This window comes from Paenibacillus sp. JZ16 (assembly GCF_015326965.1).
Classification (GTDB): domain Bacteria; phylum Bacillota; class Bacilli; order Paenibacillales; family Paenibacillaceae; genus Paenibacillus_AQ.
Window position 1 is genome coordinate 1794686 of the sequence record NZ_CP017659.1, and the last position, 24404, is coordinate 1819089.

General features: G+C 49.6%; 23 protein-coding genes. 4 read left to right on the forward strand and 19 right to left on the reverse strand.

Annotation, left to right across the window (positions count from 1 at the left end; all coding sequences use genetic code 11):
- Positions 1–439: 439 nt before the first annotated feature.
- Positions 440–2197, forward strand: coding sequence for an ABC transporter ATP-binding protein (locus tag BJP58_RS07985; RefSeq protein WP_194544869.1), 1758 nt, complete (start codon positions 440–442; stop codon positions 2195–2197).
- On the forward strand, positions 2198–4303 hold the full coding sequence (locus BJP58_RS07990) for an ABC transporter ATP-binding protein (protein WP_194543508.1): 2106 nt from the start codon (positions 2198–2200) through the stop codon (positions 4301–4303).
- A gap of 121 nt (positions 4304–4424) precedes the next feature.
- Here the strand turns inward: BJP58_RS07990 and BJP58_RS07995 are convergent, their stop codons facing one another.
- The 7 genes from BJP58_RS07995 to BJP58_RS08025 form a co-directional block, all read right to left on the reverse strand.
- Positions 4425–5360: a protease complex subunit PrcB family protein gene (locus BJP58_RS07995; protein ID WP_194543509.1), complete on the reverse strand. Its 936-nt coding sequence runs from the start codon at positions 5358–5360 to the stop codon at positions 4425–4427.
- A gap of 67 nt (positions 5361–5427) precedes the next feature.
- Positions 5428–5892, reverse strand: coding sequence for a hypothetical protein (locus BJP58_RS08000; RefSeq protein WP_071220184.1), 465 nt, complete (start codon positions 5890–5892; stop codon positions 5428–5430).
- A gap of 79 nt (positions 5893–5971) precedes the next feature.
- Positions 5972–6700, reverse strand: coding sequence for a hypothetical protein (locus tag BJP58_RS08005; protein WP_233355003.1), 729 nt, complete (start codon positions 6698–6700; stop codon positions 5972–5974).
- Positions 6700–7590, reverse strand: coding sequence for an ATP-binding cassette domain-containing protein (locus tag BJP58_RS08010; RefSeq protein WP_194543510.1), 891 nt, complete (start codon positions 7588–7590; stop codon positions 6700–6702). Before BJP58_RS08010 ends, BJP58_RS08005 begins: the two co-directional genes overlap by 1 nt.
- 60 nt (positions 7591–7650) lie before the next feature.
- Positions 7651–8871: an ROK family protein gene (locus BJP58_RS08015; protein ID WP_194543511.1), complete on the reverse strand. Its 1221-nt coding sequence runs from the start codon at positions 8869–8871 to the stop codon at positions 7651–7653.
- A gap of 210 nt (positions 8872–9081) precedes the next feature.
- Positions 9082–9420 carry a four-helix bundle copper-binding protein gene (locus BJP58_RS08020; protein WP_194543512.1) on the reverse strand — a complete coding sequence of 113 codons (339 nt, stop codon included), beginning with the start codon at positions 9418–9420 and terminating at the stop codon, positions 9082–9084.
- Between the two features lie 126 nt (positions 9421–9546).
- Entirely contained in the window at positions 9547–10602 is a 1056-nt protein-coding gene (locus BJP58_RS08025) for a CobW family GTP-binding protein (protein WP_194543513.1), read from the reverse strand.
- A 107-nt stretch (positions 10603–10709) separates the two neighbouring features.
- On the opposite strand from BJP58_RS08025, the gene BJP58_RS08030 reads away from it, so the two are divergent.
- The gene (locus tag BJP58_RS08030; RefSeq protein ID WP_194543514.1) at positions 10710–11228 is read left to right on the forward strand and encodes a MogA/MoaB family molybdenum cofactor biosynthesis protein; all 519 of its coding nucleotides are present in this window, start codon (positions 10710–10712) and stop codon (positions 11226–11228) included.
- 60 nt (positions 11229–11288) lie between these two features.
- On the opposite strand, the gene BJP58_RS08035 is transcribed toward BJP58_RS08030, so the two are convergent.
- Positions 11289–11816, reverse strand: coding sequence for a hypothetical protein (locus tag BJP58_RS08035; RefSeq protein ID WP_194543515.1), 528 nt, complete (start codon positions 11814–11816; stop codon positions 11289–11291).
- 92 nt (positions 11817–11908) lie between these two features.
- Positions 11909–12907, reverse strand: coding sequence for an NADPH:quinone oxidoreductase family protein (locus tag BJP58_RS08040; RefSeq protein WP_194543516.1), 999 nt, complete (start codon positions 12905–12907; stop codon positions 11909–11911).
- Positions 12908–13118: 211 nt separating this feature from the next.
- Here BJP58_RS08040 and BJP58_RS08045 point away from each other — a divergent pair, with 211 nt between their 5' ends.
- The gene (locus BJP58_RS08045; protein ID WP_194543517.1) at positions 13119–13919 is read left to right on the forward strand and encodes a hypothetical protein; all 801 of its coding nucleotides are present in this window, start codon (positions 13119–13121) and stop codon (positions 13917–13919) included.
- 79 nt (positions 13920–13998) lie between these two features.
- On the opposite strand, the gene BJP58_RS08050 is transcribed toward BJP58_RS08045, so the two are convergent.
- From BJP58_RS08050 to rny, 10 genes are all read right to left on the reverse strand, one after another.
- Positions 13999–15453, reverse strand: a complete 1455-nt coding sequence (locus BJP58_RS08050) for a nicotinate phosphoribosyltransferase (RefSeq protein WP_194544871.1) — start codon at positions 15451–15453, stop codon at positions 13999–14001.
- 57 nt (positions 15454–15510) lie between these two features.
- A complete protein-coding gene (locus BJP58_RS08055; protein WP_194543518.1) occupies positions 15511–16068 on the reverse strand; it encodes a cysteine hydrolase family protein in 558 nt (185 codons plus the stop codon).
- 63 nt (positions 16069–16131) lie between these two features.
- Positions 16132–16917 carry an NUDIX hydrolase gene (locus tag BJP58_RS08060; protein ID WP_071220157.1) on the reverse strand — a complete coding sequence of 262 codons (786 nt, stop codon included), beginning with the start codon at positions 16915–16917 and terminating at the stop codon, positions 16132–16134.
- 163 nt (positions 16918–17080) lie between these two features.
- Positions 17081–17530: a YlbF/YmcA family competence regulator gene (locus BJP58_RS08065; protein WP_071220156.1), complete on the reverse strand. Its 450-nt coding sequence runs from the start codon at positions 17528–17530 to the stop codon at positions 17081–17083.
- Positions 17531–17633: 103 nt separating this feature from the next.
- Complete coding sequence (gene miaB / locus BJP58_RS08070) at positions 17634–19193, reverse strand: tRNA (N6-isopentenyl adenosine(37)-C2)-methylthiotransferase MiaB (protein ID WP_194543519.1); 1560 nt, start codon at positions 19191–19193, stop codon at positions 17634–17636.
- 316 nt (positions 19194–19509) lie between these two features.
- Entirely contained in the window at positions 19510–20082 is a 573-nt protein-coding gene (gene pduL, locus BJP58_RS08075; RefSeq protein WP_071220154.1) for a phosphate propanoyltransferase, read from the reverse strand.
- Positions 20083–20260: 178 nt separating this feature from the next.
- Positions 20261–21217: a dipeptidase gene (locus tag BJP58_RS08080; RefSeq protein ID WP_194543520.1), complete on the reverse strand. Its 957-nt coding sequence runs from the start codon at positions 21215–21217 to the stop codon at positions 20261–20263.
- A gap of 90 nt (positions 21218–21307) precedes the next feature.
- Positions 21308–21568 (reverse strand): stage V sporulation protein S, encoded by a 261-nt coding sequence (locus BJP58_RS08085; protein WP_006211249.1) that lies wholly within the window; start codon positions 21566–21568, stop codon positions 21308–21310.
- Between the two features lie 129 nt (positions 21569–21697).
- Positions 21698–22501: a TIGR00282 family metallophosphoesterase gene (locus tag BJP58_RS08090; protein ID WP_113058861.1), complete on the reverse strand. Its 804-nt coding sequence runs from the start codon at positions 22499–22501 to the stop codon at positions 21698–21700.
- Between the two features lie 127 nt (positions 22502–22628).
- Complete coding sequence (gene rny, locus BJP58_RS08095; RefSeq protein ID WP_194543521.1) at positions 22629–24170, reverse strand: ribonuclease Y; 1542 nt, start codon at positions 24168–24170, stop codon at positions 22629–22631.
- Between the last annotated feature and the right edge of the window lie 234 nt (positions 24171–24404).

Here is a 24404-nt window from a genome sequence, read left to right on the forward strand (position 1 = left end):
TAGTGACATAAGGTTCTAACCTACCTTCACTATCGAATATCTTGCGAGTGATCCTGAAAAATAAGTTTGACACATTCCAGTTCATGGTGATAAAATTCAGTCCATACGAGATCGATTTGAATAAAATGTAAATTACGAAGAAAGGGTGAGTGACATGTTGAAACTGTTTGCAATGGATCAAGATCATCTTGATCATCATTTCCTACAATTAAATATGGATCGACTCCCCAATGGTGCTGTCTCATCATCATCAAGCCTCGTTCATTCGTTGCCAGAATGATCTGAACGAAGCTGCTAACCGTTGCACGGAAGTCAGGATCACCGTGCGTATGATAAGTTCAAAATTAATGAAGCATATCGTCCGTCGTCGGATGATGTGCTTTTTTTGGTTTTTGTGGATGATATGATGTCAGAACGACCTACGAGAGGAAGGGATAATGTGTTTGCCGTACTTAAAAATTTAGGATGGTTTTTCAAGCAAGAAAAAAAGCGTTACTTGATCGGCCTTGCGCTTCTCATCTTTTGCGGACTGGTTGAGCTACTGCCGCCGCTTCTGCTCGGAAACGCCATTGACGATATCGTCAGCAGTTCCATAACGTGGGCTTCCCTCGTTCAATATCTGCTCATGATTCTCGGCATCGTTGCTGTCGTATACTGCGCCACTTACATATGGATGCACCGTTTGTTCGGAGGAGCGAACCTCGTGGAACGCCTGCTCCGTACCCGGTACATGAACCATTTGCTGCGGATGCTTCCGCCGTTTTTCGAACGCAACCGTACCGGAGACCTCATGGCAAAAGCCACGAATGATCTTCGCTCCGTGGCAGCAACTGCCGGCTTCGGAATGCTCGTCATGACCGACTCCACCATATACTTGATTGTCGTCCTCTTCGCCATGGGCTTCATTGTCAGCTGGCAGCTGACGCTGGCCGCTATACTGCCCATGCCGATCATTGCCATTGGCATGGTCATCTACGGAAGAGCCATTCATAAGCGCTACACACTGGCGCAGGATGCCTTCGGTGACATGAACGATCAGGTTCTGGAGTCGGTAGCCGGTGTGCGCGTCGTCCGAGCATATGTACAAGAACGCGCCGATCAGCAGCGATTCCAGGACATTACGGATGATGTATATCGTAAAAATCTGGCGGTAGCCAAAGTAGACGCCTTATTCGAACCGACCATCAATTTCTCCATTGGTCTCAGTTACGTCATCGGTTTAGCCTACGGCGTGTACCTCGTGTTCCAGAATCAAATCACACTCGGAGATCTCGTATCGTTCAACATGTACCTCGGGATGATGATTTGGCCGATGTTCGCCATCGGGGAATTGATCAACATTATGCAGCGCGGAAACGCTTCACTGGATCGGGTCAACGAAACCTTAAAGACCCCGCCGGATGTTACCGACGCCGCGAGCCCTGTAGACGTGAAGGTTCCGGATACAATTCAATTCAAGGATGTCACTTTCCGTTACCCGACCTCTACGATAGATAATTTGAAAAATATTAACTTCACACTGGAAAAAGGCCAGACGCTCGGCGTCGTAGGACGCACGGGCAGCGGCAAATCAACGCTGCTAAAGCAGCTTCTCCATGAGTACCCTACTGGAACCGGCGAAATCCTCATTTCCGACATCCCCATGGAGATGCTGGCGACCGATCAGCTCCACAGCTGGATCGGATACGTTCCCCAGGAGCAGATTTTGTTCTCCAAGACGGTGCGCCAGAACATCCAATTCGGCAAAAAGGATGCCAGCGACGAACTCATTATGGATGCCATTACAACTGCCGCTTTTGACCGCGATCTGGTTACCCTGTCCGATGGCCTTGATACCATTGTCGGCGAAAAAGGGGTGGCGTTATCCGGCGGACAAAAACAAAGGGTCTCACTGGCCCGAGCTTTTATCAGCGACCCTGACATCTTAATTTTGGACGATTCCTTGTCCGCTGTGGATGCCCGGACGGAAGCCAGAATCATCGATAATATCCGGAGCAAACGCGCCGGCAAAACGACGCTGATCTCCACGCACCGACTCTCGGCCGTTCAGCATGCCGATATCATCGTGGTGCTGGAGGACGGTCGAATCACGGAGCAGGGAACCCACGATGAACTGCTGGAGCTCGGCGGCTGGTACCGTGAGCAATTCGAACGCCAGCAGGTAGAAAACAATCTGACCTCCGAGGAGGTGTCTTAATTGACTCCAAACGATACAACCATCTCGAATGAATCCGGAATTGCCAAACGGCTGTTCCGCTATGCCTTAACGGCCAAGGGCACCTTCATTACCGCCTTGATTCTGCTGGCCATCGGTGTTGCCGCAGAGCTTGCTGGGCCCTTCATCGCAAAAACGATGATCGACGAGCATATTCTGGGCATCGAGCGTCCCTATTATGAGACGACGCAAGCCCAAGGTGCTGCATCCTATAATGGAACCTATTATAAACGTGAGGATCGCTTTCAAGAAGGAGAAACGCGAGGACAGGAAGTACGCCTCGTCCAGGCTGGCCGCAGCTTCTATTTCATTGATGAGCCGGTAGCCCGAACGGAAGGAAACCGTTCCTTCCAGGATGGTGTTTTGACGATTTCCTATGCCTCGGAAGAATTGCAATATCCAGCCGTCAAATTAACCAAAGAACAGCTGTTTGAATTTTATAAACCCGAGCTGCCCAGCATTTACAAGCTAGTCGGCCTGTTCCTGATCTGTCTGCTGATCTCCATGATTACGGTATTCGGCAGAACCTACTGGCTGCAATCGGCAGCCAACCGGGTCATTCAGAAGCTGCGTACCGATGTATATGCCCATATTCAGCGGCTGCCCGTCAACTTCTTTGATAATTTACCGGCGGGCAAAGTCGTTTCCCGGGTAACCAATGATACCGAAGCGGTAAAGGACCTGTTTGTTGCGGTATTATCCAACTTCAGCTCTGGCGCCGTTTATATCACGGGTGTCTATGTTGCCTTGTTCCTTCTGGACGTTCGATTGGGCTTAATCAGTTTGTTTGTTATTCCAATGCTGATTGTATGGACCATCCTGTACCGTAAATTCGCAACCAAATACAATACGGTCATCCGCTCCCGGCTGAGCGAGATCAACGCCATCATTAATGAATCCATTCAGGGCATGGCCATCATTCGTGTATTCCGCCGCCAAAAAGCGACCCAAGAAGAGTTCGAGTCCCTGAATGCGGACTATATGGCCCATCAGAACAAAATGCTCAATCTGAACTCCTTCACCACGCACAATCTGGTAAATGTGCTGCGTAACGTATCCTTTGTGGTCGTTCTTTGGTATTTCGGTTCGGCATCATTGAACGGTGCCGGCATCGTATCGATCGGCGTCCTCTACGCCTTCGTTGATCTGCTTGGCCGCATGTTCCAGCCGATTACGGGCATGGTCAACCAGCTGGCCGCGCTCGATACCTCCATCGTCTCCGCCAAACGGGTATTCGAGCTGATGGATGAAACGGGCGAAAAAGTAACGGACGGCAGCATGCCGCGGTATTTAGGAAATGTGGAGTTTCAGAATGTCTCCTTCGCATACAAGAAAGACTATGTGCTAAAAGACATTACATTTGAAGCGAAGCAGGGCCAAACCGTGGCGCTTGTCGGTCATACCGGCTCCGGCAAAAGTTCCATCATCAATCTGTTGTTCCGTTTCTATGACCCGCAGAAAGGCACGATTACCATTGATGGGCAGCCCGTTACCGATATTCCGAAGCAATGGCTCCGCAAGCATATGGGCATCGTGCTGCAAGACCCGTACCTGTTCACCGGCACGATTGCTTCGAATGTCAGCCTCGGTGATCCTGGGATCACGCGGGAACAGGTGGAGCAGGCGCTTCGCGACGTAGGGGCCGACCGGCTGCTCGCTCATCTTCCGCAAGGCTTTGATGAGCCGGTTCTGGAGAAAGGCAGCACGCTGTCCGCCGGACAGCGCCAGTTAATCTCCTTTGCCCGTGCATTGGCGTTCAACCCGGCCATACTGATTCTCGACGAAGCCACCGCTAACATCGATACGGAGACGGAAGCCTTAATCCAGGAAGCTCTGGAGGTACTGAAGCGTGGGCGCACGACCTTTATCATCGCTCACCGCTTATCCACGATTCGCAGCGCCGATCAGATTTTGGTCCTTCACCGTGGAGAAATTGTGGAGCAGGGTTCCCATGACGAGTTGATGGCCCTGGGCGGAAGGTACTTTAAAATGTACCAGCTCCAGCAAGGCAGCACGGCTTCGATTGCAGAGACTAAGGAAACGGTACTTGCCACCTCCACCAGCAAGCTGGCCGGTGGCCATGTGTAGTAGTTCCAGCTGCGTTATAACATTGTAGGATTAAACAAGAAGGCTGTCCCCTGTCGAATGTAACATTCGCTTGGGAACAGCCTTCTTTTTAACATGGTATGCTGGCAGTATATTGCAAGAATTACTTTGTCGAATCAAGAGTTCCCTCTGTAGCTTCTGCTTTGACCGTGATTTTGGTGTACTTGGAAGGCACGAGCACGTCATCGGAAGATTTCGAGATGACTTGCGGGTACATTTTGTCCGGATCGGGTTGAAGAACTTTGTAGTGGATCACGGCTTCGGTATCGCTAACATAGTCGACCGACGTAATTTTAATGCCGTACCCCGGATTCGGTAGGTCTTCCTTGGTTACCGTAACTTTGTTCTGCGATTCATCCACCTTAACAACTTTTGTACTTACATCCGGTTCAGATTGTCCCGGCTCCTGGGGTATCATGTTCTTCTGATGCTCCTCAATGAATCGGATCGAATGGTACGCAAGCTCTGCCGCTTCTATTCGCGTTAAATTCTTCGTTGGATGGAACTTGGCGTTAGCGTCGAGCTCAGCGATCTTGGTTAACAGCAGGAACTGCACCGCTCCCCGGCTCTCCTCTTTCATCAGATCCTCGTCGGCTACATGCAAATACATCATAACCACGGGATAATTCCCGGTCTTCTGAATCGCTTCCGAGAGCAATGTCGCGAACCCTTCACGCGTTATCGGCTCATTCCATTTCATGTCTGCGGATACGGACAATCCGTTCTGAGCCGCTATATTCACAGCATCAGCAAACCAGGCATCCTTCGGCACACTGTCAAACGAACGGCCCGTAAAGTTCGGTTGTACCTTCAGGTCGGCGACATTCACAATCATCTGTACCGCCTGGGCGGTCGTTATTGTTTTGGCCGGAGCGAATTTGTCGGCGCTAACCCCTTGGATTATACCTTTCGCTTGCAGCTCCTTCACCATTTGTAAAGGCTTCCCCTCTTGAACATCCTGGAAAGCAGAGGCGGCGCCGGCACCGAGCAATGACGAAGTGACAAGCATTGCAGTTAACAATTTCGTAGTTTTTTTCATAATTACACCTCCTATTCTTTCTGACGCAGAGGTGCTGGAATATGTTTCATCTCAGCCCTAATTTCTTTTACACGCTTTTTTCGCTGTCCAGGCCAAGCTTCACATACATTTCGCGGGAATAGCCCTGCAGCTTCTGCTCCAGCGCTTGGGCCTGGTCCTTAAAAGCGGTCAGCTCCCGAATCATTCGGGATCGGCCGGCCGGGCTGAATGTCTCATGAATCCGCTCTTTGAAATAATCATGAACGATATAGTTGCGCTGCTTCCAGACCTCTTTTAATTGAAGTGTTTCTTCTTCGGAGAATGGAAAGTAATGCTGGATCTCGTGTACCAATTGGCCCAGAGAGCTGCTTAATTTCCGCTGATATAATTGGGTGAAATCTTCTTCTGAAGGCACATTCCCCTGGGAAAGCTTGATCAGCATCAACAGATTCGCCAGCTGCTGCTCAAGCGCCTGTGAATAATACACCGCTAATCCGAAATAGGCAAACAGCTCTTTGGAGTGGTCGCTGTCCATCAGTCGAGATTGTTTCATGGTATCCTCCTCTAGTATTGGCTGTCTTTACCGTTTCTATTTGTGTATATCCCTATGGTAAAGGAAGATACCTCCTACTTCAACCTACTTTTCGGATCATGGTTGCCGCATCCTTGCGGCATGCCGTCCATAGATAAACAGCCAGCAAAATGAAGCTGTATATGAACGTATATGTAAGGGTCATGAATAACATGGCCCGGGAACGCTCGTCAGCATGAATGAGCATATCGATCATCACAGAGACGGGAGGCAGCACATAAGGAATCATTCTCAAATAAGCAAGATCATCCTGAACGATGGATTGTCCGGCTAAGGAAATAACGATAACGATTAACAGCAAACCAGCCGCCCTTCCCTGATTCTCCATAAAGCCAAACTGAAAAAATACCGAAATTGAAATGCCGAGCAAGGACAAAGCAGCATGTCCCAGATAACCCAAAACAAACTGGGATAATGTAATCGGCTTATCAAACATTCCAAACGCGATCGGGTAAAGGACAGCAAATAAGCTGAACAGGATAGATAGAAGCGTTACGGTTAAATACTGGGCGGCATAATATCGTATGGCCTTCCCGCTATGAACAATCAGGAGCATCGTTTGACGCCCTTGATCATGATTGAGAAAGTTCAAACCAAGCCAAGCGGAGCCGACAAACAGAAATGCAGCGGTTACGGCATAGCTGTCCATGATGGGGTTAGGCCGGTAAGAGTAGATAAACACTACCGATATCAGCATAAAGGCAATCGGCGCGAAATACCGATAGGATCTCGTATAACTGGCAAGCATGTAATGAATCAATGATCCCATTATGCTCCCTCCCCTTCCATGGATTGACCAAGGTTAGGCTTCACTTGCTCTGCCTTCTCCATGCTCCAAGGCTCCAGCCGTGTCAGCGATCCGCCTGACTGTAGAATATCCAGCAGCATTTCATCCGCGACCTTCCGCGAGACTACCATCGATGCAGGATTACCTCTCGATATCCAATAATGGAACCCTGAACGGCGTTCCAGTTCCAGCATTTTGTCTTGAGTAACATGCGTGAATTCCAGCTTCATCCGTCCCATCTCCGTATCGGTTTCCAGCATGCCGTCCCGCTCGATCCGCCCCTCGCGGAGTTGCGTCTCCCGGTCGGCCAGCGAAGCAATAAGCAGCGGCTCGTGAACGGACATCACGATCGCTGTTCCTTGTCTTTTGATTTCACTTAGAATGCCGATCATCTCCATTTGAGAGGGCTCGTCCAATCCCGACAGAGGTTCATCCAGAACCAATAAATCGGGCTGACGAAGCAGGGCCTGCATGATATTGACCTTTTGCAGCATCCCCTTGGAGCATAGCGTCATCTTCATGTCCTGCAATCGAAACACATTCAGCATGGCATCGATTCGTTTCGCTGCTTCTTGTTTGTCCATGCCCTGAATGCCAGCCATGTGGCGCAAATATTCGGAAGGGCGAAACCGCAGCGCAGGAAAACGTTCCGGTACATAGCCGACACGCAGCGATGTTCCATGTTCGATCCGTGACCCTACCGACGGGTTAGCAAGCCCTGCTATCACATGCAGCATGGTGCTCTTTCCTGCGCCATTGCTTCCTGTTATCGCAACGCACTCAGCGCGGGAAATGCTCCAATGAATGTTATGTAAGACGGCGAATTTACCAAAACGCTTGTTTATTCCGATCAATTCCAACAGCTCCTGCAAATCTGTTCAACTCCTGTTCATGGATTCCGGTGCGGCCCGTTTGAGGGTGTCCTTCCCCCTCTAATCGCTTATGTCACCCAAGTATTTTTCAAACACAATCGTCCCTGCGCCTATGATGCACGCATCTTCTCCCAGCTGGGAGGGCTGCAGCACCATTTTATTATGGAGGCTGGATAGGCTTCTGTTAACGGATGTTTCTTTAACATGATTGAAGAAATCCGGGTAACGGTTAGCCAGTACTCCGCCCAGGATGATGATCTCGGGTGTAAGCAGATTCATGATGTTGGCCAGTGATACACCAACATATCGTGCCGATTCGTGCAGTACATTGGCAGCCAATGGATCTCCAGCCAGCCCGGCATGGATTACATCGACTACATCCATACCCTGATCATCGCTATTAAAATAAGATGTAAGAGAACTTGCTGCCCCGCGACCCAACTCCTCATACACTCTGCGGACGATGGCATTTCCCGATGCCATCGCTTCAAGGCAGCCGTCATTACCGCAATGGCAGCGCGGACCGTTGATATCTATCGTACAGTGCCCAATCTCACCGGCACCACAAGGGTAACCCTGATATATTTTCTGGTTGAAGATCAGTCCGCACCCAATCCCGATATCTGCATCCATGTACACCAGATTGTTGAAATGCCGACCGTTTCCATACCATAGCTCACCGAGAGCCATTACGTTAGCGTCCTTCTCTACATGGGTCGGAAGCTCCGTGTTCTCCTCGATCAGATCCTTTAATCGTACTTGATGCAGACCGGTTAAGTTGGGCGGAGACAGAATTTTGCCTTGAACCGGATCAAGCGGTCCGGGCGCTCCTACGCCGATGCCGATAATTTCGGACTCCAGGCCTGACTCGTCCAGTACGGCTTGTATCGTGGATATAATCATATTCACTACGCTGCCGCGATTGGCGCCATCTTCAAAAGAGCAACGTTTCTCCAATAACACATTCCCCTGTAAATTAATGACTGCCGCCTGCACGGAGGATGCGCTAATATGAACGCCGACTGTATACTTATCGGCGGGATTCAACGAGATGAGCTTGGGCTTCCTGCCGCGGCTGGAATCATCATATAATCCGGCATCAATGATCACTCGCTCCTTCATCAGCTCTTCCACCAGATTGTTAACCGCCGTAAACGTCAAGTTCATCTTGGCTGCGATTTCCGCTTTCGTTAAACTGCCATAGTCGCGAAGCAGTCCGACGATGCCGATCCGATTCATATTACGGACATACCGATTGTTTTTTCCAACTGAATTGTTCATGTTACAACCTCATTCTTTACCATTCATTGTACTACCTTCCTAGCACATCTATCATAGGGGAAAATACGATGTTAGTAAAATTCCTCCGGGTGGTCTCGCGGAGTACGGTCAGCGCACCGGTCCAGAAGACATTATACTTATAACTAAAAAAGCCCGATCTCCCGCTTCGGAAATCAGGCTTTGTTATATCGAAGGATGGTGCCGGTTGACTTAGATGTGGCTCAGCATTTCACGGCATGCTTCGGCACACTTCCGGCAAGCCTCCGCGCATTGTTTGCAATGCTCGTGGTCATGCTTCCCGCACTCTTCCGCGCAAGCGAGGCATGCCTTGATGCACAGTTCGCAAATCTCCTTCACGTAAGGGCTTTTGCGTGACATGGCTTGAGCCGCAAACGCGCAAATATCCGCACACTCTCTGTCGAGTGTAATACAATCGCGAAGCATGGCCAGTTCGTATTCTTTCAGGCAGGATACATAACATACATTGCAAGCGTTCATACATTGGAGACATGCTTCGATGCATTCTTTATATTTGAGTTCATTTAACATTGGATAGATCCTCCTTGTAGTTATTACGCTATGCCTTTCTATTAAACGTTCGACTGCCCTCTGAATCAAACACCGGCCAGAAGACCCAAGGTATAATTGCCCAAGTTAACTGGGCAAATCGTTGACTTATGCCCGACTTGTCTTCCCTTCCAGTGTTTCAAGCTGCTCTCGCAGCAGCGATTTCTGAAAGTGCTCCCCGATAAATACCACCACATCCGGGACTTGACCCTGGGGTGTAATTTTCATAAAATCGGATTCCCGGAACGCGTACTGGAACAAAAAACGGCTGTTCGTATCGCTGAAGGTGAGAATGCCCTTCGCCCGGTACACATCCCTTGGCAGCCCGGCTATCAATCGCTCAAATTCCACACTGTTTACTGCATGGCTGAAATAGTAGGTGTAGGACATTACATGATCATGAGAGCCATGATCATGTGTTTGGCCGTGGTTGTGTGTATGATGCTCATGGCTGTGGTCATGCTCATGGCTGTTGGCTTGCTTGTTCTTGTCTGTATGCTCATAGGCATCCCTGCCCTCTCGATTATGTACAATAGAATGCTCAACCCGGTCCTTGGGATCGCTCTGAAGCAGATCTTCAAGTTTTATGTCGCAGCGCACCGCAGGCATGATCGGAGCATACGGATTCCAGCGCTCGACCAGCTGCTGAACCGTCTCTTTGCCCTGATCCGTTACTTGGTCCATCTTATTGAGGACAAGCGCCGAGGCTGCACGAATCTGCTCCTGCATCAAACGATAGGTTTTCCCCTTCTGCTCTATATTCAAATGCAGCAGATGCGCGGCATCCACGACAGTGATCAGTTTTTTCACATCGATTCTCATGTATAAAGAAGCTTCCGCCGCCGCGTCCAGGATTTCCATCGGATTGGCGATCCCCGTCGCTTCAATGACGATGACATCCGGCTGCTCCCGCTGGATTAGCATTGCGATTTCAGATGATAAATCGGATCGAATGGTACAACAAATACAGCCGCTTAGCATCTCTGCCGTCGGTACTTCTTCACCGGCGACAAGCCCTTCGATGTTGACCTCGCCGATCTCATTCATGACAATGGCCGGCCGCAATCCCTGCTGCTTGAAGGAGGTAATAAGACGGCTAAGCAATGTCGTTTTTCCACTGCCAAGAAAACCTGATAAAATATAAATGGGTGTTACGTGCTCCACGTTCCATACTCCTTTGCGTGCATCATGATTATGCTAGCGAGTGTACTACATTTCATCCATCTACTGCAAGCGCGCCGCCACTAACTATAACAGGAGATGTCATTTCTATGAATTCATCGCAAGAGCATAAACAGCAATCCCCCGCTTCCGTGAACTGCAAGGTGATTACGGTCTCGGATACGCGGACCAAGGACACGGACAAGAGCGGCAAACTGATGATGAGCTTGCTTGAAGAAGCCGGGCATGCCGTTGTATCTTACAGCATTGTTCAGGACGACTACGAAACGATCCGCGAAACGATCTATACTGCGGTTAGCAATCCGGACATTGATGTCGTCCTACTAACAGGCGGAACAGGCATATCGAGCCGGGATACCACCTACGAAGCCGTATCCTCATTGCTTGATAAGGAACTCCCCGGATTCGGCGAAATCTTCCGCTTCCTAAGCTTTACGGAGGATATTGGGTCTGCGGCCATATTGAGCCGCGCGATCGGCGGCACGCTAAGCCACACGGCCGTCTTCTCCATGCCGGGTTCTAGCGGAGCCGTCAAGCTTGCGATGAACCGGATTCTGCTGCCTGAGCTGCGGCACATCAAATATGAGCTGGATAAACACAGATCATAACCAACGCCGGGCAACAAACAAAAGGCCGGATGCATATGGGCATCCGGCCTTAGCTGTATCCTAACTGCTGGCACGTCGTTGATGTTTGGCAAGCAGGGAGGGCGCTATTTTTTTGACCTGGTCATAATAGTTATCCGTTTTGTCGCCCGTTGACGTATATACGATGGACGTTTCTTTGTCGCTCACGATCAGGTTATGTCCGCCGGCCGCATTGGCATCCCCTTCTGTAACGCCGTATATCTCCTTGATCCCTTTTTCCCTGGCCGCTTGATCCTGATAGACATATACGGTGATAAACTGGCTTGCATCATAATTGATCCGGTATTGATACGTAATATTGCCGACGTTGTCTTCCGCATAGGTTTCATTGGTCAACGGCATGCCCACCTGGTTAAACGAGGCTTGGAGATCCTCAAGGAATTTTCCGTTCAAACCCCGTCCCGATATCCGGGCCTCCCTGGACCCTTCCTCGTAAGCCCTCATGTTATATAGGCGCATCTCGTCCCTGGCTATCTGCCTGGAACAACCGACCGATATGGCAAGAATGGAACAAAGCAATAAAACGGTAACGATTCTGCGATAATTCATGTTCACTCACCCTTCCTTAGGTGTCAGAGGTTGCCTTCCCTTAGAATGCCTGAGGATGAGGAACATTATGCGTATGAGAAATCAAGGTAATATTATAGAGCGATGACGCTTCTTCCAACTGCTCTGCCCTGCAGAATGGTGTTCAGCACTTCAGGCAGATCGTGTAGACCGTATTCCGTAATTCCTTCTTGTAGCACGGATGCCGGCTTCCATTCATCCGCCAGTTTCGACCATACCGATCGGCGGTAGGCCATAGGGCAGTATACCGAATCGATTCCGAGGAGATTGATGCCTCTAAGGATAAACGGAAACACCGTCGAATCAAAAGCACCGCCACCCGTCATACCGGAAACAGCGACGCTTCCGCCATATTTTACGCTTTTCAGAAGTGAACCCAGTTGGTTTCCTCCGACCGGATCTACTATCGCTGCCCAGCGCTCGGCAGAGATGGCCCCCTTGGAGGATGCCGCAGCCTCTTCCCTGGATATCACTTCATGAGCTCCCAGCTTTAAGAGCCAGTCCCTCTGACTTGATTTGCCTGTGGATGCCGTTACGCTATAGCCTAATTGACTGAGGATGGAGACCGCGAAGCTGCCCACGCCCCCAGTTGCCCCCGTAACTAGAACGGCCCCCTGTTCCTGTCGCAGTCCATTCCGTATCAAGGCCTCTATCGATAATGCAGCCGTAAAACCTGCGGTTCCGATAGCCATCGCATCACGCGGAGACAAGCCCTGCGGCAGCGGGACAAGCCATTCTCCCTTAACCCGTGCATACTGGCTGAACCCGCCTTCATGAGATACGCCTAATTCATAACCGGTACAGAGAACGTCATCGCCTTCCTTGTAATCAGCATGAGCGGAACGCACAACCGTTCCTGCCAGATCAATGCCCGGAATGAACGGGTATCGGCGGACAATTTTCCCTTCCGGTATGCTGGCCAGCCCGTCTTTATAGTTAACCCCGCTGTATAATACCCGCACAATAACGTCACCTTCGGGCAGCTGCTTCAAACACAGGTTCTCCACGCTGCCGCGAACCCCTTGTTCATCTTGACGCAGCACGTAGGCCTGAAAATTGGTTTCGTTGTCCACACATATCACTCCTTGGGTTAGTTTAGGTGCTGTAAAGCAATCCGGATTTGCACTATGAATATGTCGAAGCTTTATACATGCTCTCGGAATATGGCGACTTATGCGCTTTCCCAAGAAATGATTCAGTATCGTCATTTATAATCAGAATTGTGTTATTATGGAAAAAGAATACTTTTATAAAAGATTATCAGCAGGAGTTGAAATCCACGTTATGACTCATTTCGATCATGGATCTACACGTAGATCCTTCCGCTTCTCGTACTTGCTCACGCTGGTAACACTACTTCTGTTACCGCTCGTCCATAAGCCGATCAGCCAGGTTTTTGGATTCCTTGGTATTCATACACAATCAGGCGGCATTGCCGGCTCGTTTCTCGTTTTCTTTTTGAGTTTGGGTCTCATTCTTACGCTGTTTAGACTAGTCTTCAGGGCTTTCCCTTTAATTACCTGGCCTGGTCTCAAAGTGTACGTACTAATCGGCCTCCTCTTCATTTTAATGACAGGGATCTACGAATACACAAACACACACCGCTCGGTTGAAGCGGCGGTATTCAACGAGAAACATGCTTTTCTTGAAGCACCTTTCAGCATAGATCATGCTGAAATCATACAATCCGAATTAACCTCTGAGAATGTTTATGCTTTCGTGGGTACACCTGGACTGGGACTGCAATTATCCACCTATACCAAAGGATGGTTCGGATGGAATATGTCCGCCGTAACTACATTATACCTTTCTCCTGAGAATCCCGCTTCTCCGTCCGTATTCTCGGAGACAAACCTGGATTCATCACTCGTGTTTGGCCTGTATAGAAGCACAGAACCCATTCAGATTCATGTAAATGGTCAGCCGGCACATACCATACCCTACCAACAACTGAGGCCTGATGTCAGTGAAGATTTGTACATGTGGTATTACGAACGCCAGCCCGACACGATAGAGAACAAGGACAAGGTTCACCTCACCGCGCGTGACGTCAACGGAAGTATAGTGGATCGACTTGAGTTATAGCCGAGTACAAAAAGACGCCCCTTCTCCTGCCAAGCGGCAAGATTGGGAAAGCGTCTTTTTCATTTCTGTATTTTATAACCTAATCTTCATGCTGTTCCATGAACTCGGCCATCATCCGCTGTTTCACTTCCCAGACCTCTTCACTCAAATTCACGCGGTAAATTTCCGGATTCAGCTTCCGCAGATACTCCGGCCAGAACTGATCCAGCTGAGCATCATGATAGCTGCGAATCTCTTCGAGCTTCGGCAGCTCATACACCAGTTCGCCATTCACAAACACCGGTTCAAGCATGGACACCGCTTCAAAGTTCTTTACATTTTTGCGCATATAAGGATGCAGTGGATTAAACAGCTTTAATTTCCCGTTCTCCGGCGGCATCTCTTCTTCCGGGAAGCAGATGTAATCGGCGATCGCTTTGCCGCTGCCCTTGGATATGATGCGGTATACCTCTTTTTTGCCTGGGGTAGATACTTTTTCGGGGTTGCCCGAGATTTTGATGGTCGGTACCATCTTCCCGTCAACCTCCCGCTCCACCAGCTTATAAACGCCCCCAAGCGCAGGCTGGTCGGCTGCCGTAATCAATTGGGTACCGACGCCCCAAGTATCTACTTTGGCCCCTTGCGCCTTGAGATCCAGAATGGTGCCTTCATCCAGATCGTTTGATGCCACGATACCGACGTAATGAAGACCGGCCTCATCCAGCATCTTTCGTGCCTGAATCGACAGGTAAGCCAAATCCCCGCTATCTAAACGAATGGCATTCATCCGTTTCCCTTGGGCCTCCAGCTTCTTCGCCGTTACGATGGCATGGGGAATCCCGCTCTTTAACGTATCAAAGGTATCCACCAGCAGCGTCACTTGATCCGGCATAACCTCGGCAAATATATCAAAGGCCTCCTGCTCGCTCCGGAAGGTCTGCACCCAGGAATGCGCATGCGTGCCTTTTGTCGGGATGCCGAATTTCTCGCCAGCCAGCATATTCGACGTGGCATGGAAACCGGCCAGATACGCAGCACGCGCCCCCCAAACCGCCGCATCCGCTTCCTGTGCACGTCTTGTACCAAACTCCAGCAAGGTATCGCCGCTGGCAACCTGCCGGATACGGGACGCTTTGGTAGCGATCAAGGTTTGAAAGTTCATAAAGTTCAAGAGTGCCGTTTCGACCAGCTGTGTCTCGAAAATGGTGCCTTCCACTCGAATGAGCGGCTCGTTCGGGAATACCAGCGCCCCCTCCTTCATGGAATGAATATTCCCTTGAAAACGGAATCGGCGAAGCTCTTCCAGAAATTCAGGTTTATACTTCTCTTCCTGTTTGGCCAAATACGCGATATCCTCATCCGAGAAACGCAAGGACTCAATATAATGTACAATCCGCTCAAGACCGGCAAAAACGGCATATCCGTTACCGAATGGCAGCTTACGGAAATACGCCTCAAACACCGCACGCGTACGATGAGAGCCATTAATCCAGTGAGCGTACATCATGTTAATCTGGTATTTGTCCGTGTGTAGTGCTAATCCTGCTGTCAGCATCACGATCATCCTCCACTGTTACCCGGTTCATCTAGGCTTCCGGGTGGTTCAAGCTGTCTATTGATTAAGAAGTTCCTTACTTCGCACTACCGATGCCCCGAGGCTGCCTTGAAAGTGACTTAAAGCCCACTTATGTCCTTCCGGATTAAAGCTTGCGACGGCATCTTCATAAACGGTAATACGATATCCGTAATTATAAGCATCCACTGCGGTATGCAGCACGCAGATGTCGGTACAAACTCCGATGAGATCGACTTCGGTAATCCCGCGTTCCCGCAGCTTCTGGTTCAGATCCGTACCGCAAAATGCGCTGTATCTCGTTTTGTCCATCCAATAGATGGCGTCTTCTCGTTCCTCATACACCCGCTGAAGTTCACCGTATAATTCCCGACCCCGGGTTCCCCGAATGTTATGCGGAGGGAACAGCTTCGTTTCGGGATGATAAGCGTCATTGCTCTCATGCAGGTCCACGGCCATTACAACAAAATCACCACGATCGCTGTACAACTTGGTCAGCTCCGCGATGGTGTTCTGAATGTCAATGGCGGGCTTCCCTACCGGCAGATTGCCATCCACGAAATCATTCGTGAAATCTATCACGATCAAGGCTTTCATCTGACACACTCCTCTACGACATGATTAATGTGATCGATAAAATAACAGCTTGTGAATCCCATCCTACGTATAAATTGATAGCAACGGTGCATGATCCGTAAACCGATACAATTGGGCCGGCCGCTGGGAATATTGATTGGAGTTTAGCGGCTTGCCGTTCTCATCCCGTGCTTCTTCCAGTATCCCCTGTCTGCTGCGGGTTGACGTGATTTTACGGATAAAATTGGGCTCGTTGAACTCGGGCACAACCGTCTGGATGACCTGATATAACTCGCTCAGTGTAAAATGCTCCGGTAAAAACTGCCGCGCAATCGTCGTCTGCAGCATTTGCTGCTGAATCTTGCGGTACGCATCCATTATGATATCTCTGTGGTCAAAAGCCAGCTCCAGCTCTTCCAAAGCTTCCGCGACCGTAAACAGACCTACCTCTTCCGCATCATCGGCAGCCTGGCGATGCTCCAGCATCCATTCTTCTACGAGCGCGTAGAATGCATGGCTGATAATCCAGCCCCTTGGATCCCGTCCCGGTGCGCTGTACACGCCCAAGTACTCCAAATGGCCGCCATCCACCCCGGTCTCTTCTTTCAGCTCCCGTTTGGCGGCATCGTAAATAGACTCACTCTCACGGCAAAATCCGCCGGGGAGTGCCCACATACCCGCACATGGCCATGATCTGCGCCTGATCAGCATCACCTTAAGCTCGCGTATCGGCAATGTCTTGGTGAAGGTTTTCCGTTCCCGCTTCGTTAAGGTAAACATCACGATATCAGCGGGCACACCATCCGGTGTTCTGTATTTCTTGGCACTGCTCTTTGGAGCCTGTTCGCGATCCGTCATTTCCATCACCATAACTATTATTTTGATAATTTCATTATGACATATTTAAAAATGATGTCAAGGATTTCCTGACCCCATCCTTTATAATAAGTTTACTATGCCCTATTCATTCTCATTCTGTACATGAAATAACAAGAATAGAAAAGGTGCGGAACCATTCCGCACCTCGTTTCATCTATCCGCAGCTGCTTGGCGGCGTATCTTTTCCTGTTTCCACATTCACTTTTTCCGAAACCGTATCATGAATCACGGATACGACCAGTTGAAGAAGATAATTAATGTCGCTTTGACTTTGCTGGAACTCCATCACGAGCGGAATACCGTCAATCTCCTCTTGCAGTTCTTCGATCTCCCGTTCGATTTTGGCGACCATATCCTTGTTCTGGAACGTTTCAAAAGCCACGATTTCCTTTTGCTTTTTCTTAATGGTTTTTATCAGGTTTTGAACCCGTTCGTGGTTCTGGATCTTCTCTTCGGCCTGCTTAAACATCTGAACTTCTTCACTGGTGGATATTAATTCCGCCAGCTCGCCGGCTTTTGCCAAAATATCGTCACGTATAATCAATTCACGCGTGTTGTAAGTTGACATACCGTATGTGTTCGTACGAACATGATCATGTGCCAAGGTTCATCGCTCCAATTCTTCATCATCTATATGGGAATATGCAGCACCGGCCGGTTTTTTGTTCGCGGCCCTATGCTGCATTTGAATGCTGCCTGCTCCTCTATTATACCGCATCCGAGGCAGGAATCGTGTCCGGGATTCTATCCCCTTTGATATACCAGGTCTTCGTATCCGTAATCCGGACATTTACGAAGCTGCCTATGAGGTCCGTCGAGCCTTCGAAATGCACCAGCTTGTTCGTGCGCGTGCGTCCCGACAGCATGGAATCATTGTTCTTGCTGACTCCTTCTACCAGCACCTCCACCGTAGATCCAAGCAGCCTGTCGTTGCTCTTGCGGCTGTACTCATTGATGGCGGCATTCAATCGCTGAAGACGCTCGCTCTTGACCTCCATCGGTACATTATCCTCCATCACCGCCGCTGGCGTTCCTTCACGAGGAGAATAAATGAACGTGTAAGCGGAGTCGTAGCCGACCTCCCGAACCAGGGACAGCGTCTCCTCAAACTGCTCATCGGTCTCACCAGGGAATCCGACAATGATGTCGGTGGTGAATGCTACATTGGGAATCGCCTTCTTAATTTTATGGGCGAGCTCCAAGTACGTCTCACGCGTATATTTTCGGCTCATTTTTTTGAGCACTTGCGTGCTTCCCGACTGTACCGGCAGGTGAATATGCTCGACCAGGTTACCACCCTTCGCCAGCACCTCAATCAGGTGATCATCGAAATCCCTTGGATGGGATGTAGTGAAGCGAACACGCGGGATATCGATCTTGTGAATATCATCCATCAGATCGCCGAAACGGTATTCGATATCTTCAAAGTCTTTGCCATATGCGTTCACGTTCTGACCGAGCAGCGTAATTTCCTTATACCCTTGCCGGGCTAATTCACGAACCTCAGCAATGACATCCTCCGGACGCCGGCTGCGCTCCTTGCCGCGGGTATATGGGACGATGCAGTATGTACAGAATTTATCACAGCCGTACATAATGTTGACCCAGCCGCGGAGACCTTCTCTCTTTTTCGGTAGATTCTCAACAATGTCGCCCTCTTTGGACCACACTTCAACCACCATTTCCTTGCTGAAGAGCGCTTCCTGAATAAGATGAGGCAGACGATGCACGTTATGCGTACCAAAAATCAAATCCACAAAGCCATGCTTTTGGAGAATCCGATTAACAACCGATTCTTCCTGCGACATGCAGCCGCAAACGCCAAGCAGCATATCCGGCTTTTCCGTCTTCAAATGCTTCAGATGGCCGAGTTCGCCAAACACTTTATCCTCCGCGTTTTCACGAATGGCGCACGTATTGAGCAAGATGATGTCCGCCTGCTTCCGATCCTCGGTTGCCTGGTAGCCCATCTGCTCCAGCAATCCCTTGATCGTTTCGGAATCATGCTCATTCATCTGACATCCGTACGTATACACGATATAATGCTTGCCAGCCCCGAGGGTTCGAAACGCTTCCGGCAGCTCGGTATCGTACAAAACTTCGACACTTTGTTTGCCGCGCTGTTTTTCCTGTCTATGATTAGGCTCCGATAGGATGTTGATTTCCCGGCCATTGATGCGAATTCTCTTCCCGTGTTCATCTTCGGAGAGAACTTTGGCTCCTGAAAAATCAAAATACTTGGAGTAGTCCTTACTTTCTTTGGACATGCTAGGTCACCCCTTAGATCCGCAAAATCTCTGGTTTACATGACAATATTGCTTAAATAGGCACTGTTTTAAATTATATCATGATCTTATTGCCTAAGCTACCACCTTGGGCGTTAATGAGTCCAAACCTTATCAAACGCTTTCCTTCAAAATAGGCCACCGAAACATGGAACCCGTAGAAAATTTCAAAAAAGAGCCTGAAATCGAAATGAATCGACTCAGGCTCTTCCAGCTGTGAACGCTAAGCTAAAAACGCTTAACAGCAGCAGATCCGTGACACATACAGTATGTTCATGAAGTTTACTGAAGCTATAGATTAATCAATAATTTCAGCAGTGTCTCCGTTTTTGGCGCCGGCAGCGTTAGCTTCATCGGTATCGATATGCATGTCGAGCGCAAAATTGTCGGATACGCGGGCAATGACGTTCTCCAGAACAAGACCGCGTTCGCCGCCTAAGCGTACCTTCAGCAGGTCCTTGTCTTTAATACCCCATTGATCCGCATCGGATGTATGGAAGTGGATATGACGAGCGGCTACGATGACACCTTCATCCACCGTTACTTCACCAGCCGGACCTTTAATCGTAATTCCCGGGGTTCCAGCGATGTTTCCGGATTCGCGTACAGGTGCTTTCACACCGATGGCAAAGGAATCCGTGCGGGAAATCTCCAGCTGGGTTGCAGGACGTGCAGGTCCCAAAATTCTTACTTTATCGAATTGTCCCTTCGTTCCAATAACCGCTACCGTTTCGTTGGCTGCGAATTGTCCTGGCTGGGACAATGGTTTGAACTCTGTCAGCTGATATCCAGGGCCGAACAATGCCTCAATATGCTCTTGGGTTAAATGAATATGGCGGGCGGATACACCCACAGGTACAGTTTTACTCATCTGTCTCACTCCTTGTTTTTCTCTATATGCTGTACATGCCATCACCTATTATACTCTCTATTACCCAAAAATAAAAAGGCAACCCGGGTGATTCAGGCCGCCTTCTTCCGATTCACGAGCAATCTGCTACAGGATTGTCAAAGTTATCCTCGAATCATGGTCGTTATGCGAAAGGTTGCTATGCTTGGCCTGACAATGAAGGTAAATTCTGCTCAAGAAAATGGAGGGCATACTCCGACATCCAGCCCTTTACCATCGATTCCGGGTAATGTTTAAGCAGCAGCTCCTGAAATTCAGGATACCGGCCCGGATGCTCAAGCCCGGCAACCCATTGATCAATCCCGTCGAAGTCCGAACCGAACATGATGTGCTCTTCACCGCCCAGCTCACAAATCTTCTCGATATGCGGCAATATGTCCTCCGGCTTCACACGATCTACTCCGCTGCGGATAAACCAGGGCACAAACGTGATTCCAATCATTCCGTTTAGCGCGATTAGTGCCCTTATCTGCTCATCATTCAAATTCCGGGGATGCTGGCAGACGGAGTACGCATTGGAATGCGAGGCGATGATGGGCCCTTTGGTCAGCTCCGCGAGCTCCCAGAAACCAGCTTGGGACAGGTGAGACACATCCAGAATGATGCCCGTCGAATGGGATAGCTCTACCAGCTGCCGTCCCCGTTCCGTGAATCCCCCATTTCGCTGCTCCAGTACTCCATCCGCAGCCCAGTTGGCATAATTCCAGGTAACCCCCATCAAACGCACGCCCATCTCAAACAAGAGCTGGACGTAATACAAATTCCCCTCCAGCCCGTCAACGCCTTCCAAGGACAGAACGCCGAACCGTCCATGCTGACCTTGTCTGGTCTCTTGAAGTTGCTCCCGCCAAAGCAGGGGCTTAAGATATCCCGGTTTAACGATGCGGCTGCGATATGTATCGAGTTGCGCCAGCACCCGTTCAAAGGATGGTCTCCCCCATTTCTCCGATAAAAAAACAGCGAACACCTGAAGGGCCAGGTCGCCCTCCTCCATGCGCTGCAGCGTTACATCCAAATGCGGGTCGTCCGCAAAGGAGGCTTGGGGGGCTTCCCACATTTTGCTCAAAACATCACAGTGAAAATCAACCGTCCGCATCGCGCCGTTCATCTCCCTTCTGAACTTGTCACAGCAAAAAGCCTGTTTACACCAAGAGAGTAAACAGGCTAATACCTCAACATTCGAAATTTATCTAGGTTCTACGATCAATTTAATTGCCGTCCGGTCTTCGCCATCAATCACAATATCCGTAAAAGCAGGGATGCAAATCAAATCCACCCCGCTCGGTGCTACAAATCCCCGGGCAATCGCTACCGCTTTAATGGCCTGGTTCAGTGCTCCCGCCCCAATCGCTTGCAGTTCCGCTCCGCCCCGCTCCCTAAGAACTCCAGCGAGCGCCCCTGCAACTGAATTAGGATTGGATTTTGCTGAAACTTTTAATACTTCCATGGTAAGTACCTCCCCTGGGAATGTTGAGTGATGGTTTGCTTCCGCTTACTAGATGTTATTCGTGAGAGGGGAAAAAATTCCTGCTTTTTACCATCCGTTCCTAATTTAATTAAACGGATTCCGCCTTTTTTAATCCATCCGCCATTCGTCTTCGTACATGCGGATTTTCTGTATCTTCCGGGCTCTTCCCGTGTCCTCATCCATATCCACGCATACGGCATGGAACTGCCATTTGCCTTCGTCGACCTGGAAACGGGCAGGAAGCTGGGTCTTGAACTTATACATCACCGCATCGCGCTGCATGCCGAGGATGCCTTCCTTGGAGCCCACCATGCCGGTATCCGTAATATAAGCTGTTCCTCCCGGCAGTATGGTATCGTCATTGCTTTGCACGTGGGTGTGCGTTCCGACCACCATCGAGGCGCGGCCTTCCAGATGCCATCCCATCGCAATCTTCTCCGACGTCGCCTCAGCATGGAAGTCCACCAGAATGCACTTCGTCTTCTGGCGAAGCTCATCCACAATGTCATCGGCTGCGCGAAACGGGCAATCGATGGCTGGCAGGAAGGTTCGTCCTTGTAGATTCACGATCGCCAGCTGTTTGCCGTTCGCTTTGATGATTGTGTATCCACGCCCCGGTGTGCCGGGCGGAAAATTTGCCGGACGAATCATGCGCGGCTCATCATCAATAAACTCAAAAATGTCCTTGTTATCCCAGGTGTGGTTACCCAAGGTGATGCCATGAATGCCCCAATTGAAAAATTCATTGGCGATGGCCGAGGTAATGCCGCGTCCTGAAGCAGCATTCTCCCCATTGGCAATAATGATGTGCGGATTATATTTGGACTTCAGCTCCGGAAGAGAAGCCTTCAAAGCTTTACGCCCTGTACTGCCGACAATGTCTCCGATGAATAATACTTTGATGTCAATCACTCCTTCAGGGATGCTTGTCCTGATTCCCGGCAGGACCGTTCCCGATTCATAAATGTCCGAAACTGTATTTTTGGTACTTGAAAGATAAAAAGTGGCCGGATTGCGGCCACTTTTTAAGGTCCAAACTCTATTTCGCGTAATCCACCGCTCGGGTTTCCCGGATGACGGTGACTTTGATATGACCCGGATAATCCAGTTCATTCTCAATGGTTTTGGTAATGTCACGTGCCAAGCGGAATGCTTCGGCATCGTCGATTTTCTCAGGCTGTACCATGACGCGAACTTCACGTCCCGCTTGAATGGCATAGGATTTCTCAACGCCTTCAAAGGATTCGGAAATTTCTTCGAGCTTCTCAAGACGGCGGATATACGTCTCAAGCGTCTCTCTGCGTGCTCCCGGTCTTGCAGCAGACAATGCGTCAGCTGCGCCAACCAGCATGGCAATAACCGAAGTTGCTTCACAATCACCGTGATGAGAGGCAATGCTGTTGATAACCACCGGATGTTCCTTGTACTTCTTCGCCAGCTCCACGCCGATTTCAACGTGCGATCCTTCCACTTCATGATCCAGCGCTTTCCCGATGTCATGCAACAGTCCTGCCCGTTTCGCAAGCACGATGTCTTCGCCCAGTTCGCCGGCCATCAGGCCAGTCAAATAGGCCACTTCCATGGAGTGTTTCAACACATTTTGTCCATAGCTTGTACGGAATTTCAGTCGGCCCAGAATTTTGATCAAATCTGGGTGCAAACCGTGAACGCCAACCTCGAAAGTCGCTTGTTCTCCGTATTCGCGAATGCGTTCGTCCACTTCCTTGCGGGATTTCTCCACCATTTCTTCGATACGAGCCGGATGAATCCGTCCGTCCGCCACGAGCTTTTCCAAAGCTGTACGGGCAATTTCACGGCGAATCGGATCAAAACCGGAGAGAATAACAGCTTCCGGAGTATCATCGATAATAAGGTCAATCCCTGTAAGGGTCTCAAGCGCACGAATATTCCGGCCTTCACGTCCGATAATCCGGCCCTTCATTTCTTCATTCGGCAAAGTGACAACAGATACCGTGGTCTCCGCGACGTGATCAGCCGCACAGCGCTGAATAGCCAGCGTGATGATCTCGCGTGATTTCTTATCTGCCTCTTCCTTCGCCTGCTGCTCGATTTCTTTAATCATCTGAGCGGTTTCATGACGAACTTCCTGTTCAACATTACTGAGAATAATGCTGCGGGCATCCTCCATCGTGAGGTTGGAGATGCGCTCCAGTTCCGTCGTTTGTTTCTTGTAAATGGCATCGATTTGCTGCTGGGTCTCTTCTATTCGTTTCTCTTTGTTCGCCACTTGTTCTTCTTTACGTTCCAAAGATTCTATTTTTTTATCCAGCGACTCTTCCTTTTGCAACAATCTGCGCTCCTGCCGTTGAATTTCATTCCGGCGCTCACGAGTGTCTTTTTCAGCTTCGGCTCTGATTTTATGAACTTCGTCTTTAGCTTCGAGAACCGTTTCTTTCTTCAATGCTTCTGCTTCCTTCTTCGCACTTTCTACGATCTGCAAAGCGGCATGCTCGGCACTGGAAATTTTAGCTTCTGCAAGGGATTTGCGAATAAAATAACCGAACCCAAAGAATATAGCGGCTACAGCGAGAACGATTATGATCCACCAAATTGGATGCATCTGATCACCTCCTCGTTGTTTCCTCCAAGGCATTCCTTGGGAAATGTTCAATTGTCAGGTTACTCATTCATACATAAAATTTTCCGGCAGTGGAAGCTGCCGTCCATACTGCGCACGCCGTATCACGTACGCAAATCCCGCCTTAGCCAGCGGAATACATTTCACTATGAATTGGCGATTAAAAGAATCTTTCACAAAGTAGTCACTTTTTTGGAAGGAAAAAGGATTCTAATT

Coding starts and splice junctions, on each gene's coding strand:
- BJP58_RS07995 (WP_194543509.1), bottom strand. CDS start 5,360: ATGAAAAAAACTACGAAATTGTTAACTGCAATGCTTGTCACTTCGTCA.
- BJP58_RS08000 (WP_071220184.1), bottom strand. CDS start 5,892: ATGAAACAATCTCGACTGATGGACAGCGACCACTCCAAAGAGCTGTTT.
- BJP58_RS08005 (WP_233355003.1), bottom strand. CDS start 6,700: ATGGGATCATTGATTCATTACATGCTTGCCAGTTATACGAGATCCTAT.
- BJP58_RS08015 (WP_194543511.1), bottom strand. CDS start 8,871: ATGAACAATTCAGTTGGAAAAAACAATCGGTATGTCCGTAATATGAAT.
- BJP58_RS08020 (WP_194543512.1), bottom strand. CDS start 9,420: ATGTTAAATGAACTCAAATATAAAGAATGCATCGAAGCATGTCTCCAA.
- BJP58_RS08030 (WP_194543514.1), top strand. CDS start 10,710: ATGAATTCATCGCAAGAGCATAAACAGCAATCCCCCGCTTCCGTGAAC.
- BJP58_RS08035 (WP_194543515.1), bottom strand. CDS start 11,816: ATGAATTATCGCAGAATCGTTACCGTTTTATTGCTTTGTTCCATTCTT.
- BJP58_RS08045 (WP_194543517.1), top strand. CDS start 13,119: ATGACTCATTTCGATCATGGATCTACACGTAGATCCTTCCGCTTCTCG.
- BJP58_RS08050 (WP_194544871.1), bottom strand. CDS start 15,453: ATGCTGACAGCAGGATTAGCACTACACACGGACAAATACCAGATTAAC.
- BJP58_RS08055 (WP_194543518.1), bottom strand. CDS start 16,068: ATGAAAGCCTTGATCGTGATAGATTTCACGAATGATTTCGTGGATGGC.
- BJP58_RS08060 (WP_071220157.1), bottom strand. CDS start 16,917: ATGGTGATGGAAATGACGGATCGCGAACAGGCTCCAAAGAGCAGTGCC.
- miaB (WP_194543519.1), bottom strand. CDS start 19,193: ATGTCCAAAGAAAGTAAGGACTACTCCAAGTATTTTGATTTTTCAGGA.
- pduL (WP_071220154.1), bottom strand. CDS start 20,082: ATGAGTAAAACTGTACCTGTGGGTGTATCCGCCCGCCATATTCATTTA.
- BJP58_RS08080 (WP_194543520.1), bottom strand. CDS start 21,217: ATGCGGACGGTTGATTTTCACTGTGATGTTTTGAGCAAAATGTGGGAA.
- BJP58_RS08085 (WP_006211249.1), bottom strand. CDS start 21,568: ATGGAAGTATTAAAAGTTTCAGCAAAATCCAATCCTAATTCAGTTGCA.
- rny (WP_194543521.1), bottom strand. CDS start 24,170: ATGCATCCAATTTGGTGGATCATAATCGTTCTCGCTGTAGCCGCTATA.